At 74.9% G+C, this 12,377-nt stretch carries 15 protein-coding genes; 8 read left to right on the top strand and 7 right to left on the bottom strand.

All coding sequences use genetic code 11. From position 1 onward, the window contains the following. Position 1: 1 nt before the first annotated feature. A complete protein-coding gene (locus tag KPL60_RS29295; protein ID WP_226367810.1) occupies positions 2 to 748 on the top strand; it encodes an LLM class flavin-dependent oxidoreductase in 747 nt (248 codons plus the stop codon). Between the two features lie 8 nt (positions 749 to 756). On the opposite strand, the gene KPL60_RS29290 is transcribed toward KPL60_RS29295, so the two are convergent. Then, a complete protein-coding gene (locus tag KPL60_RS29290) occupies positions 757 to 1,530 on the bottom strand; it encodes an SDR family NAD(P)-dependent oxidoreductase (protein ID WP_226367809.1) in 774 nt (257 codons plus the stop codon). 58 nt (positions 1,531 to 1,588) lie between these two features. Next, entirely contained in the window at positions 1,589 to 1,900 is a 312-nt protein-coding gene (locus tag KPL60_RS29285) for a hypothetical protein (RefSeq protein ID WP_226367808.1), read from the bottom strand. 169 nt (positions 1,901 to 2,069) lie between these two features. On the opposite strand from KPL60_RS29285, the gene KPL60_RS29280 reads away from it, so the two are divergent. Together KPL60_RS29280 and KPL60_RS29275 are read left to right on the top strand one after the other, a co-directional pair. After that, entirely contained in the window at positions 2,070 to 3,230 is a 1,161-nt protein-coding gene (locus KPL60_RS29280) for an LLM class flavin-dependent oxidoreductase (RefSeq protein WP_226367807.1), read from the top strand. After that, entirely contained in the window at positions 3,227 to 3,595 is a 369-nt protein-coding gene (locus KPL60_RS29275; protein ID WP_226367806.1) for a nuclear transport factor 2 family protein, read from the top strand. Before KPL60_RS29280 ends, KPL60_RS29275 begins: the two co-directional genes overlap by 4 nt. Positions 3,596 to 3,605: 10 nt before the next feature. Here KPL60_RS29275 and KPL60_RS29270 read toward each other — a convergent pair whose 3' ends face one another. Next, positions 3,606 to 4,343 (bottom strand): LuxR C-terminal-related transcriptional regulator, encoded by a 738-nt coding sequence (locus tag KPL60_RS29270; RefSeq protein WP_226367805.1) that lies wholly within the window; start codon positions 4,341 to 4,343, stop codon positions 3,606 to 3,608. Between the two features lie 101 nt (positions 4,344 to 4,444). Between KPL60_RS29270 and KPL60_RS29265 the strand changes: the two genes are divergently transcribed. From KPL60_RS29265 to KPL60_RS29255, 3 genes are read left to right on the top strand one after another with little or no spacing between them, the layout of a single operon-like run. After that, positions 4,445 to 6,028: a class I adenylate-forming enzyme family protein gene (locus KPL60_RS29265; protein WP_226367804.1), complete on the top strand. Its 1,584-nt coding sequence runs from the start codon at positions 4,445 to 4,447 to the stop codon at positions 6,026 to 6,028. Beyond that, positions 6,025 to 6,525: a flavin reductase family protein gene (locus KPL60_RS29260; protein ID WP_226367803.1), complete on the top strand. Its 501-nt coding sequence runs from the start codon at positions 6,025 to 6,027 to the stop codon at positions 6,523 to 6,525. The genes KPL60_RS29265 and KPL60_RS29260 overlap by 4 nt, the downstream gene beginning before the upstream one ends. Continuing rightward, positions 6,522 to 7,580, top strand: a complete 1,059-nt coding sequence (locus tag KPL60_RS29255) for a zinc-binding dehydrogenase (RefSeq protein ID WP_226367802.1) — start codon at positions 6,522 to 6,524, stop codon at positions 7,578 to 7,580. Before KPL60_RS29260 ends, KPL60_RS29255 begins: the two co-directional genes overlap by 4 nt. A 43-nt stretch (positions 7,581 to 7,623) precedes the next feature. On the opposite strand, the gene KPL60_RS29250 is transcribed toward KPL60_RS29255, so the two are convergent. From KPL60_RS29250 to KPL60_RS29235, 4 genes are all read right to left on the bottom strand, one after another. Continuing rightward, positions 7,624 to 7,827 (bottom strand): CsbD family protein, encoded by a 204-nt coding sequence (locus tag KPL60_RS29250; RefSeq protein WP_208822960.1) that lies wholly within the window; start codon positions 7,825 to 7,827, stop codon positions 7,624 to 7,626. 74 nt (positions 7,828 to 7,901) lie between these two features. Further along, positions 7,902 to 8,699, bottom strand: coding sequence for an aldo/keto reductase (locus KPL60_RS29245; protein WP_226368266.1), 798 nt, complete (start codon positions 8,697 to 8,699; stop codon positions 7,902 to 7,904). Positions 8,700 to 8,844: 145 nt separating this feature from the next. Continuing rightward, positions 8,845 to 9,285 carry a CBS domain-containing protein gene (locus KPL60_RS29240; RefSeq protein ID WP_073576711.1) on the bottom strand — a complete coding sequence of 147 codons (441 nt, stop codon included), beginning with the start codon at positions 9,283 to 9,285 and terminating at the stop codon, positions 8,845 to 8,847. A gap of 35 nt (positions 9,286 to 9,320) precedes the next feature. Further along, positions 9,321 to 9,935 (bottom strand): carboxymuconolactone decarboxylase family protein, encoded by a 615-nt coding sequence (locus KPL60_RS29235; protein ID WP_226367801.1) that lies wholly within the window; start codon positions 9,933 to 9,935, stop codon positions 9,321 to 9,323. Between the two features lie 189 nt (positions 9,936 to 10,124). On the opposite strand from KPL60_RS29235, the gene KPL60_RS29230 reads away from it, so the two are divergent. Then, the gene (locus KPL60_RS29230; RefSeq protein WP_226367800.1) at positions 10,125 to 11,171 is read left to right on the top strand and encodes a Glu/Leu/Phe/Val dehydrogenase dimerization domain-containing protein; all 1,047 of its coding nucleotides are present in this window, start codon (positions 10,125 to 10,127) and stop codon (positions 11,169 to 11,171) included. After that, positions 11,171 to 12,367, top strand: coding sequence for a 4-hydroxyphenylpyruvate dioxygenase (gene hppD / locus KPL60_RS29225; RefSeq protein ID WP_226367799.1), 1,197 nt, complete (start codon positions 11,171 to 11,173; stop codon positions 12,365 to 12,367). Before KPL60_RS29230 ends, hppD begins: the two co-directional genes overlap by 1 nt. Positions 12,368 to 12,377 lie beyond the last annotated feature (10 nt).

Here is a 12,377-nt window from a genome sequence, read left to right as displayed (position 1 = left end):
GGTGCGCCTGGGGGCCACGCTCGCGCACCTGTCCGACGCGCCGCCGTACCCGGTGGCGCCGTGGGCGCGACGCCTCACCGGGGCCGGCTTCGCCCACCTGTGGGCGCCGGAGATCATCGGCCGCGGCCGGCTCGTGCCGGACCCGTTCGTGGCGCTGGCCGCCGCGGCCGGGGCCACCGACGGCGTCGGGCTGGCGACCGGCACGATCCAGGTCCCGCTGCACCATCCCGCGGAGCTCGCGCACCGGATGCTGTCGCTGCAGGCCGTCTGCGGGGACCGGCTGGCCCTCGGGATCAGCCCCGGCTCCACCCGCGACGACTACGCGACCCTCGACCGCGAGCACCGCAGCCGTTTCCGCGTCTTCGACGAGAACGTGGTCCGGCTGCGTGAGCTGCTGGAACGCGGCGGCGACGACCGCGCCCGGCTCGCCGACCCGCCGCTCTCCCGGCCGCCGCTGCTGCTGGGCTCCTGGGGTGCGAACGTCGAGAAGGCGGCCCGGTCCTTCGACGGCTGGCTGGCCTCGGGCTACCGCACCTCGCCCGCGGAGATGGTGGAGGCGCTGGGCCGCTACCGGGCCGCGGGTGGACGCCGCGCCGTCGCCTACGCGCTGCCGGTGCCCGCCGGCGTCGACCTCGGCCGGCTGCGCGAGGACCTGCTCCGCTACGCCGACGCGGGCTTCGACGACGCCGTCGTGGTCGTCGAACCCGGTGGGCCGGACCCGGAACGGGTCCGGGCGCTGCTGCCGTAGCGACCGCGTCAGGACGGCACGGCCGCGGAGATGTCCGGGTAGTTGGTGATCTCCCAGCCGCCGTCGACGACGAGGCTGGTCCCGTTCACGTACGACGCGTCCGGCCCGGCCAGGAACACGGCGGGCCCGGCGAGCTCGTCCGGGTCGGCGGGCCGGCCCGCGAGGATCCGGGCGGCGAAGTCCTGCTCGACCGGGCCGCCGTCGAACCAGCCCGCGGTCAGCGGGGTGCGCACCAGACCGGGCAGCACCGCGTTGACCCGGATCCCGTGGCGCGCCAGCTCCAGCGCGGCGTTCTTCGTCAGCATCTCGACGCCGGCCTTCCCCGCCGCGTAGGAGCTGCCGCCGTAGAGCGGGACGTGCGCGTTCAGCGACGCGATGTTGACGATCGCGCCGCCCCGACCGGTGTCGCGGATGGCGCGACCGCCGTACCGGATGCCCAGGTAGGTGCCGCCGAGCACGAGGTCGACGGTGGAGCGCCAGTCGTCCTCGTCGCCGTCGAGGACGGTGCCCAGCCGCGCGGCCCCGGCCACGTTGAACACCAGGTCCAGACCGCCGAACGCCTCGACGGCCGCGGCGCAGGCGGCCTCGACGTCGGCCGCCCGGGTGACATCGGTGACCGCGCTGCGCAGCCGCTCGCCCGACGGGCCCGCCGCGAGCCGTCCGGCGTCGAGGTCGGCGAGCAGCACGCTCGCCCCCGCCGCGTGCAGGCGCGCGGTGATCGCCGCCCCGATGCCCGATGCCGCCCCGGTGACCAGGGCGACCCTGCCCGTGAAGTCCGTCATGACCGCGACGGTAGGACCACTGTGACCCGGCGGTGAAGTGCACGAAGGTGCACGTGCCTCAGGTGCGCTCGACGTGCGCGCGCACCGACTCCCCGTCGTCGGAGAGCCAGCCCTTGCCCCGGGCGTAGCCGAGCATCCCGGCCAGGTCGTCCTCCCAGCCCGGGCCGACCCGGCCGGCGGCCAGGCCGCGGACCGTGTCGACCCGCACCAGGACGTGGTCGCCGTCGTCGGTGACCTCGCCGAGCCCGGTGCTCCGCACGGTGTCGGCGAGCTGCTCGGCGGACAGGTCCGCCGGTGCGGTGACGTGGAAGGCACGCACGTCGGCGGGGTCGACGAGCTCGACGTCGCCGGGGGTGATCCGGAAGTACATGCGCCCGACGCTAGCCCGCCCCGGCGGATCCGGACAGTGCACCGAGGGGGACACCCGGGCGTCCCCTTTCGTGCACTCGCCGGACCACGGCCGCCCGGAGCACGGTGACCACACGACGTCACCGACGGTGCGACGCGACGACGCGTCGCCGACGAGAGGGTCCCCTCCGATGGCCAGGCTGAAGTTCGGCATCTTCCTCGCTCCCGTGCACGCCCCGGGGCTCAACCCGACCCTGCTGTTCGAGCAGGACCTGGAGCTGATCGAGTACCTCGACCGGCTCGGCTACGACGAGGCGTGGTTCGGCGAGCACCACTCCGCGGGCAGCGAGATCTACGCGTCCCCGGAGCTGATGATCGCCGCGGCCGCGCAGCGCACCCGGCAGATCCGGCTCGGCACCGGCGTCACCTCCATCGCGTACCACAACCCGCTGTGGGTGGCGGACCGCATGGTGCAGCTCGACCACATGACCCGCGGCCGGGCGATGCTCGGTGTCGGGCCCGGCTCGCTGCCGACCGACTCGGCGATGATCGGGCTGAACCCGACCCAGACCCGGGAGCTGCTCGGCACCAACCTCGACATCATCCTGCGTCTGCTGCGCGGGGAGAGCGTCACCGCCGAGACCCCGACCCACTCGCTGTTCGACGCCCGGCTGCAGCTGGCGCCCTACTCCGACCCGCTGTTCGACATCGCCGTCGCCGCGGTCGCCTCGCCGACCGGCGCCCGCCTCGCCGGGACGCACGGCCTGGGCCTGCTCAGCATCGGCGCGACCCTGTCCGCCGACGGCTTCGACGCGCTCGCCCACCACTGGGACGTGATGGAGGAGCGCGCCACCGCGGCCGGCACGCAGGTCGACCGCTCCGGCTGGCGGCTGGTCAGCCCGTTCCACCTCGCCGAGACCGCCGACCAGGCCTACCGCGAGGTCGAGTACGGCATCGAGCACTGGTTCGGCTACTTCCAGAAGGTCGCGGCCTTCCCGCAGATGGCGGTCTCCGGCGACAACGTCAAGGAGATGATCCAGTTCATCAACGAGGCCGGGATCGGCGTGATCGGCACCCCGGACCAGGCCCGCGCCCAGGTGCAGCGCCTCGTCGACCAGGCGGGCGGCTTCGGCAGCCTGCTGCTGATGGGCCACGACTGGGCCGACCCGGCCGCGACGAAGCACTCGTTCGAGCTGTTCGCCCGTGAGGTCGCCCCGCACTTCCAGGGCCAGGCGCAGCCGACCGTCGACGCCGCCCGGCGCGCCTCGGAGGTGCGTGACGGCCACTCGAAGGCCCAGCTCGACGCGGTCGCGCACATGACCGAGAAGTACGAGCAGGAGCGCACCCGGTGACCGCGGCCGCCCGCGTCGTCGACGCGCTCATGACCCTCGACCCGGGGGAGAGCCTGTTCGCCCCCGGTGCCGTCACCTGGCACGGCTTCGACGAGGTCGAGGCGCCGACGGTGCCGGACACGTTCGGGTCGGTCCGCGCCATCCGGTCGGTCGTGCCGGACTTCGCGATGACCGGGGTCCGCACGCACGACGCCGGGCCGGTGTCGGTCGCGCAGTACACGCTGCGCGGCACCCTGCCCGACGGTGCGACGTTCCGGGCGCCCGCGGTGCTCGTCGTGCACACCGGCGACGACGGCCGGGTCACCCGGATCGAGGAGTACGTCGACACCGCGCAGCTCGCCCCGCTGTTCGCGGCGCTGGGCTGAACCCCGCGGGTCAGCCGTCGTGCAGCAGCAGGGCCAGCTCGGTCCTGCTCTGCGCGCCGGTCCGTTCCAGCAGTCGGCTGACGTACTTCTTCACGGTGTCCTCGGACAGCTCCATCGTCCGGGCGATCATCGCGTTGGTCATGCCGCGTCGCACCAGGTCCGCGGTCTGGGCGAGCCGCGGGGGCAGCGACGGCGCGGCGGATGCCGCCCGGTCCGGCAGGTGCCGGGCCACGGCATCGAGCTGGCGGCCCAGCAGCCGCAGCACCGCGAGCTCCTGCGGGCCGACGGTCCCGGGCGGGCCGAAGATCCCGAACAGGGCCTCACGTCCGCCCGGCCCGACCCGGACGGCGGCCAGGTTCCCCAGGCCGTGGTGGGCCAGCCAGTCGACGTAGGGCCGGTCGGCGGCACCGACCGGCTCGCCGGCGTCGATCGCGGCGGCGTGCGTGCGGTGCAGGACGGCCGCCTCCCGGGGCCGGGCGAACACGTCGTGCCGCTCCCAGCGGTCCCGGTACTCGCGGATCAGCGTGCGCTGGTGGCCGTTGAGCAGCGGGGCCGGGTCCTGGAACAGCCCGCGGTAGGTGGACCCGACGAAGAACGTGGTGTTGCGGAAGCCGAGCACCGAGCCCAGCGCCTCCAGCGTGGCGTCGGCGAACCCGGCCACGTCCCGGGCGCGGTCGACCCGCTCCAGCACGGCGAACACCTGGCCGAGCTGTCCGGCGGACAGCGTCGAGGCCTCCGCGGCACGCATCGTCGTCGTACCTCCCCACACACCGCTGTGTGGGCCCGATCATAGCCCGCCCCCGGTGGCCGACCGTCGTCCGAACAGACCGATCCCTCCAGGAGGAACGCGTGACCGCACCACCCGCATCGGTGCTCGAGGCCTTCCGCGCGACGGTGGCCGCCGCCCCCGGCGACCCCGTGCTGCGCTGCCCCGGGCGCGACCTCACCGCGGCCGAGGTGGACCGTCGTTCGGACGCGTTCGCCGTCGCGCTGCTGGCCGGCGGCCTGCGCCCGGGCGACCGGGTGGCGTTGTACCTGCAGAACGACCCGCAGTACGTGGTGGCGTTGCTCGCGGTGTGGAAGGCCGGTGGCGTCGCGGTGGCGGTGAACCCGATGCTGACCGCGCGTGAGGTGCGGTTGATCCTCGACGACTCCGGGGCGCGGGTGCTGGTCGCGTTGGCCGGGTTGCACCGCGCGCACGGTGCGACGGCGGTGGAGGGGTCGTCGGTGGTGACGGTGGTGACCGCCGATCCGTTCGACGACGCCCCGCTGCTGCGCCCGCAGGATCATGTCCGGTCGGTCCCGGAGGGCACCCGGGACCTGGCCGCGTTGATCGCGGAGCACGACGGTGATGTGCCGCCGCCGCACGCACCGGAGCCGGGTGAGGTGGCGGTGTCGACCTACACCTCGGGGACCACGGGGAAGCCGAAGGGGGCGTGCAACACCCACGGCAACGTGGTGGCCGGTGGGCTCGCCTACCGCGACTGGTACGGCATCACCGCACCCGGTGCGGTCCTCGGGATCGCGCCGTTGTTCCACGTCACCGGCCTGTCCGGGCACATCGCCGCGGCCCTGGTGGCCGGGGTGCCGCTGGTGCTGACCCACCGCTTCGACCCGGGCGTGGTCGCCGACGCGGTGCGGGCGACCCGACCGACGTTCACGGTCGCGGCGATCACCGCGTTGATGGCGCTGTGCCGGTCCGACCCGGACCCGCGGGACCTGTTCGCCTCGTTCACCGCGGTCGCCTCCGGAGGCGCGCCGATCGCGCCCGCCGTCGTCGCGGAGTTCGAGGCCGCGACGGGTCTGTACGTGCACAACGCCTACGGGATGACCGAGACGACCTCGCCCACCCACGCCGTGCCGGTGGGGGAGCGGGCCCCGGTCGACCCCCGCTCGGGGGCGCTGTCGGTGGGCCGCCCGGTCCCGGACTGCGTCGCGCGGATCGACGCCCCGGACGAGTCGGGGGTGGGGGAGCTGCTGGTGCGTGGTGGCCGGGTCGTGCCGGGTTACTGGCAGCGGCCCGGGGAGACCGCGGCGGCGTTCACCGAGGGCTGGTTGCGGACCGGGGACGTCGGGTTCGTCGACGACGACGGCTGGTTCTTCGTGGTGGACCGGAAGAAGGACGTGATCGTGGCGAGTGGCTACAAGGTGTGGCCGCGGGATGTGGAGGACGTGCTGCTGTCCCATCCGGCGGTGGTCGATGCGGCGGTGGTGGGTGTGCCCGACGAGCGGCGTGGGGAGACGGTCAAGGCCGTGGTCGCGTTCCGGCCGGGTGTCGTCGACCCGCCGTCCCCGGACGAGCTGATCGCGTGGTCGCGGGAACGGATGGCCGCCTACAAGTACCCGCGGATCGTCGAGGTCGTCGGCGAGATCCCGAAGACCGCGACCGGGAAGGTCCTGCGCCGCGCACTACGCCAGGAGGACACCCGATGAGCATCGATCCGCAGCGCTTCCGCACGGTGCTCGGCGCGTTCTGCTCCGGCATCACCGTGGTCACCGCGCTCGACGCCGACGGCGCACCTCTCGGGCTGACCTGCCAGTCGTTCAGCTCGCTGTCGCTGGACCCGCCGCTGGTCCTGCTCGCCCCGGCACGCAGCTCCAGCACCTGGCCGCGGATCCGCGCCGCCGGTGGGTTCGGCGTCGCCGTCCTCGCCGCCGGGCAGGAGGACGTCGCGCTCGCGATGGCGCGCAGCGGCACCGACAAGTTCGCCGGCCTGGACTGGGCGCCCTCGGCGCACGGGCGTCCGCGCCCGGCCGGGATCGCGGCCTGGCTGGACTGCGACCTGCACGCCGAGCACGACGGCGGCGACCACACCGTCGTCGTCGGAGCCGTACGCGACCTCGACGTGACCGACCACCCGCCGCTGCTCTACCACCGGGGCGCGTTCGCGACCCTGCACCGCTCCGAGGACCGAGGAGACACCCCGTGAAGGCTCTGCGCTGGCACGCCCGCGGCGACGTCCGGCTCGACGACGTCGACGAACCGGTCGCCGGACCCGGCGAGATCACCGTCGAGGTGGCGGCCGCCGGGATCTGCGGCTCCGACATCCACGAGTACCGGGGCGGGCCGATCGCCGTCCCGGTCGACGCCGACCACCCGCTGACCGGGCAGCGCGCGCCGGTGACCCTCGGCCACGAGCTGGCGGGCACCGTCGTCGCCGTCGGGGAGGGGGTCCGCGACATCGGCGTCGGCGACCGCGTCGCGGTGAGCGCGGTGCTGCGCTGCGGGACCTGCCGGACCTGCGCCGCCGGGCTGCCCCAGCTGTGCGCCACCCTCGGGTTCCACGGGCTCAGCGGCGGCGGGGGCGGCTTCGCCCCGCTGGACACCTTCCCCGCCTACCTCGCCCACCGGCTGCCCGACGCGGTGGACACCGAGACGGGCGCACTGCTCGAACCGCTCGCGACCGGGGTGCACGCGGTCGCCCGGTCCGGGATCGGGCCCGGGAGCACGGTGCTCGTCGCGGGCGCCGGCCCGATCGGCCTGATGACGGTCGTCGCGGCCCGGGCCCGCGGCGCCGCGACAGTACTGGTCGCCGAACCGGCACCTGCCCGGGCCCGCGCCGCGACGGCACTGGGCGCGGACGCCGTGCTGGACCCGCTCACCGAGGACGTCGGTGAGCGGGTCCGCGAGCTGACCGGCGGGACCGGGGTGGACGCCGCGTTCGACGCCGCCGCGGCCCCGACCAGCTTCGACACCGTCCTGGCCGCGGTGCGGCCGCGGGGCACCGTGGTGAACGTCGCCGCCTGGGAGCAGCCGGTCGCGTTCCACCCGAACCTGCTGCTGTTCGGCGAGCCGACGGTCACCGGCGCCCTGGCCTACACCCCGGAGGACTTCGCCGAGGCGATCCGGATCGCGGCGTCGGGGACCGTGGACCTGGGAGCCCTGGTCACACGCCGGATCCGGCTCGCCGACGCCGTCACCGACGGGTTCGCGCGGCTCGCCGCCGCGCCCGGCGACGACATCAAGGTGCTCGTCGTGCCGTGACCGGGCCGCGGCGGTGTGCGTCGCCGTCACGCCACCGCCGAACTCAGCCCTTCGAGCCGCCGAACGCGTCCTTCACGTTGCCCGCGGCGTCCTTGAGCTTCTCGCCGGCGTCCTTCAGCGACGCCTTCGACTGCTCGGCCTTGCCCTCGGCCTGGAGCTCCCGGTCGCCGGTGGCCGCACCGGCCTTCTCCTTGGCGACGCCCACGGCGTTCTCGGCCTTGTTCTTGACCTTGTCGGTGAACGACACGACTGCCTCCTCGATGGACTGGTCGTTCGAGGATGCTCGCTCCGCCGTCCTCACGCGGACGTGACACACGTCACTCAGGACGCGATGCGATCCACCCGGTCGGGCACCGGGCCGATCCGGCCCCGTCCGTCGGACCGGTGCAGCGCGGCGACGGCGTCGAGGTCGGCTCGGTCGAGAGCGAACCCGGCGAGGTCGCGGTTGGCGGCGATGCGCCCCGGGTCGTCGGACTTCGGGACGGCGACGGTGCCCTGCTGCAGGTGCCAGCGCAGGACCACCTGGGCGGGGGTGACGCCGTGCCGGTCGGCGATCCGGGCCAGGACCGGCTCGCCGAGGACCGCGCCGCGGCCCAGCGGGCTCCAGGCGCCGGTGACGATGCCCAGCGCGGCGTGCACCGCGCGCAGCTCCGGCTGCTGGTGGTGCGGGTGCAGCTCGACCTGGTTGAGCGCCGGGAGCCGGCCGCCGAGCGAGCGGAGCCTGCGCAGGTGCGACGGCCGGAAGTTCGACACCCCGACCGCGCGGGTGCGGCCGTCGGCGAGCAGCTGCTCCATCGCCTCCCAGGTCGACAGGCAGTGCCCGAGGTCGTCGTTGGGCCAGTGCACGAGCAGCAGGTCGACGTGGTCGAGCCCCAGCCGGTCCAGGCTGCGCCGTGCCGCGCCCAGCGCGTCGGGGCGGTCGCCGTCGACGTTCCAGACCTTGGTGGTCACGAACAGCTCGGAGCGGGGCAGGCCGGACCCGGCCAGCGCGGCACCGACGCCGGTCTCGTTCTCGTAGACGGCGGCGGTGTCGATGCTGCGGTAGCCCTGCGCGAGCGCCTCGGCGACGGCGGCGCGGGCGTCGCGGGACTCGGACACGCCGAACCCGACACGGGGCATGGCGACGCCCCCGTCCAGGAGCACGGTGTCGTCGGGGTGGGTCACCGGGAGGGTCCTCTCGACTGCGGGTGGCGACGGCGGCGTCGGAGGTGGTCACCCCGTCCAGCGTCCGGCCCGGCGCCGGTGTTCCCCGCGGTGGGCGGCCTCACGGCCCGTCCGGGGCCGCCGCGCGCTCGTCGATCCGGGCCTGGATGCCCGCGTCGGAGCAGAACCCGCGACCGTGCCGCTTGAGGCAGAGCAGCCCGAGCAGCCGGCCGGCGTCGTCGACGACGGCGACCCGCCGCCGCCCGGCGTCGGCCATCGCCGCCCAGGTCGAGGCCAGGTCGTCGCCGGCGTGGGCCACCCGCCCGCCGAGTGTCCCGAGGGGCGCGGCGGGCTCGTCCGGGCCGGCCCCGGTCAGGTCGGCCCGGTCGACCACGGCGAGCAGCCGCCCGGCGTCGAGGACCAGCAGCGAGTGCACCTTGGGCCGCTCGAACGCCGCCCACGCCTGCGCGACGGTCGTCGCCGGTCCACAGGTCTTGGGGAAGGTGTGCATGGCCGCGGCCACGCGCACCCCGTCCGGTGCGGTGCTCGGTGCGGTGCTCATCGCGACCCTCCCCTCTCCACGCGGGTTACCCGGCCTCACTCCGGCCGGAACACGGCGAGTGCCGTGGCCAGCATCGAGTAGTACCCGGTCAGCCACACCAGCGCCGCGAGGGTGTCCCGGCCCAGTGCCCGCAGCGCGGTGGCGTAGGCGCCGTCGCCCAGGTCGTGCTGGGTGAGCAGGGCCCGCACGGTGGTCAGCGCGACCCGCTCGGCCTCGTCGAGGCCGTCGGGGACGCCGCCGTCGAGCAGGTCCTGCAGCTGTGCCCCGGACAGCCCGGTGTCGCGGGCGAGGCCCTCGTGCGCGGACCACTCGAACGCCGACCCGTGGTGCACGGCGACGGCGAGCACGGCCAGCTCGCGCAGCCGCGGCGGGAGGTCGTCGTCGGTGCGCAGGGCCGCGCCGACCTGCTGCACGGCGTCGCCGATGCGCGGGGAGAACAGCATCGTCGCGAACGGGCCGAGCAGGCGGTCGGCGTCGTCGACCAGCGGGACCCGGGCCTGCGCGCGGCGCGGGCCGGTCGCGATGCGGGCGTGCAGCGCGGCGCGCTCGGGGTCCAGCCCGGCCGGGTCCGACGGCGCGGTCCGCGGGTGGACCGGCGGTCGCGGCCTGCCGCGCAGGTCGGCGGGCGTCGTGGCGTCGCTGGTCGTCACCGGTCCAGGTTACGGACGCGGGCGACGGGCCCCGGGAGTGACGCCGGTCTCCTGGACGATCCGTCCAGGTCGACCGGCACCGTGGCCCGGTGACCTGCCGTCGATGTGCAGCTCGTGATGGGCCGGTTGCGCAGATACCGGGGTCAGGGGTGCCCTCGCTGCACACCAGCGAGGCGATGGAGGCGCGGGATGGCTCTGCCCGAGTGGGACGGCGAACTGACCTCGGTCCGGTACGACCGGGGGACGGGCGCGTGGTTCGTGATCGGGGTGCACTCGACCCGGCTCGGCCCGGCGTCGGGCGGGACCCGCGCGATGGTCTACCCCTCGCCCGACGACGCCGTCGCCGACGCCCGCCGCCTCGCCGGGGCGATGACGCTGAAGATGGCCGTCGCGGGCCTGCCGATGGGCGGCGGCAAGTCGGTGATCGCGCTCCCGGCGCCGCGCGCCGAGCTCGGCGACGCGACCTGGCGGCGCATCCTGGAGATCCATGCGGCCAACCTGGAGCTGCTCGGCGGGAACTACACCACCGGCCCGGACGTCGGGACCTGCTCGGCCGACATGGACGTGCTCGCCGGCCTGACCCCGCACGTGTTCGGCCGCTCGGTCGCGGCGGGCGGGCCCGGCTCGTCCGGCCCGATGACCGCCCTCGGGGTGTTCGCCGCGATCCGCGCGGGAGTCGCGGAGGCCGGGTTCGACGGCGTCGACGGGCTGCGGGTGCTGGTCCAGGGGCTCGGCGCGGTCGGCGCCGACGTCGCCCGGCTCGCCGCCGACGCCGGGGCCAAGCTGATCGTCACCGACGTCGACCCGGCCCGCTGCGCCGCGGCCGCCGACGAGCTGGGCGCCGAGGTGGTCGACACCGGAGCGGTGACCACCCGCGAGTGCGACGTGCTGGTCCCGTGCGCCACCGGCGGGCTGATCACCGCCGAGGTCGCCGCGACCGTCCCCACCGCGGTGGTCGCGGGCGCGGCGAACAACCTGCTCGCCGACCCGTACGCGGCCGAGGTCCTGCGCCGGCGCGGGATCGTCCACGCCCCGGACTTCGTCGCGAACGCCGGCGGCGCCATCCACCTGGTCGGCCGCGAGGTCCTCGGCTGGAGCGCCGACGCCGTCGCCGACCGGACCCGCGCGATCGGCGACACCCTGACCGGCGTCTTCGCCGACGCCCGCACGCACGGCACCAGCACGGTCACCGCGGCGCAGGACCTGGCCGCCCGCACGCTGACGGGAGAGCACTGATGGACATCCTCACCGACTCCGAGAAGCTCGCCGACCTCGACGCCGCCGCCCTGCACCGCCTGGTCGGCCTCGTCGAGCACGACGACTCCGCCGACCCGTTCCCGGTCACCGGCTGGGACGCCGTGGTCTGGGCGGTCGGCAACGCCACCCAGGCCGCGCAGCTCTACCAGGTCGTCCACGGCATGGAGCTCGTCGCGTACTCCGGGCCGGAGACCGGCAACCGCGACCACCACTCCTACGTGCTGCGCTCGGGCGCGGTCCGGTTCGAGCTGCGTGGCGCCGTCGACCCGGACAGCCCGGTCGCCGACCACCACCGCCGGCACGGCGACGGCATCGTCGACATCGCCCTCGAGGTCCCCGACGTCGACCGCTGCATCGCCCACGCCCGCGCCCAGGGCGCCACCGTGCTCGTCGAGCCGCACGACACGACCGACGAGCACGGCACCGTGCGCTCCGCCGCGATCGCCACCTACGGCGACACCCGGCACACCCTGGTCGACCGGTCCCGCTACACCGGCCCGTACCTGCCCGGCCACGTCGCCCGCAGCTCGTCGGTGGACCGGCCCGCGGACGCGCCGCGCCGGCTGTTCCAGGCGCTCGACCACGTCGTCGGGAACGTGGAGTACGGGCGCATGGACTCCTGGGTGGACTTCTACCACCGGATCATGGGCTTCACGAACATGGCCGAGTTCATCGGCGACGACATCGCCACCGACTACTCGGCGCTGATGAGCAAGGTCGTCGCGTCGGGCAACCACCGCGTGAAGTTCCCGCTCAACGAGCCCAGCCCCGGCCGGCGGAAGTCCCAGATCGACGAGTACCTGGACTTCCACCGCGGCCCCGGCGCCCAGCACCTCGCGCTGGCGACGAACGACATCCTCACCACCGTCGACGTGCTGCGTTCCCGCGGCGTGGAGTTCCTCGACACCCCGGACGCCTACTACTCCGACCCGGAGCTGCGGGCCCGGATCGGGTCGGTGCGGGTGCCGATCGAGGAGCTGGCGTCCCGCGGGATCCTCGTCGACCGCGACGAGGACGGCTACCTGCTGCAGATCTTCACCAAGCCGGTCGGGGACCGGCCCACGGTGTTCTTCGAGCTCATCGAGCGGCACGGCTCGCTCGGCTTCGGCAAGGGCAACTTCAAGGCGCTGTTCGAGGCGATCGAGCGGGAGCAGGAGCGCCGCGGCAACGTCTGAGCGGCAGTGT

Origin of the sequence: Pseudonocardia sp. ICBG162 (genome assembly GCF_020496225.1) — a bacterium.
Lineage (GTDB): Bacteria > Actinomycetota > Actinomycetes > Mycobacteriales > Pseudonocardiaceae > Pseudonocardia > Pseudonocardia alni.
The sequence above is the reverse complement of the archived record's forward strand: the minus strand, read 5'-3'. Positions and strand labels throughout refer to the sequence as shown.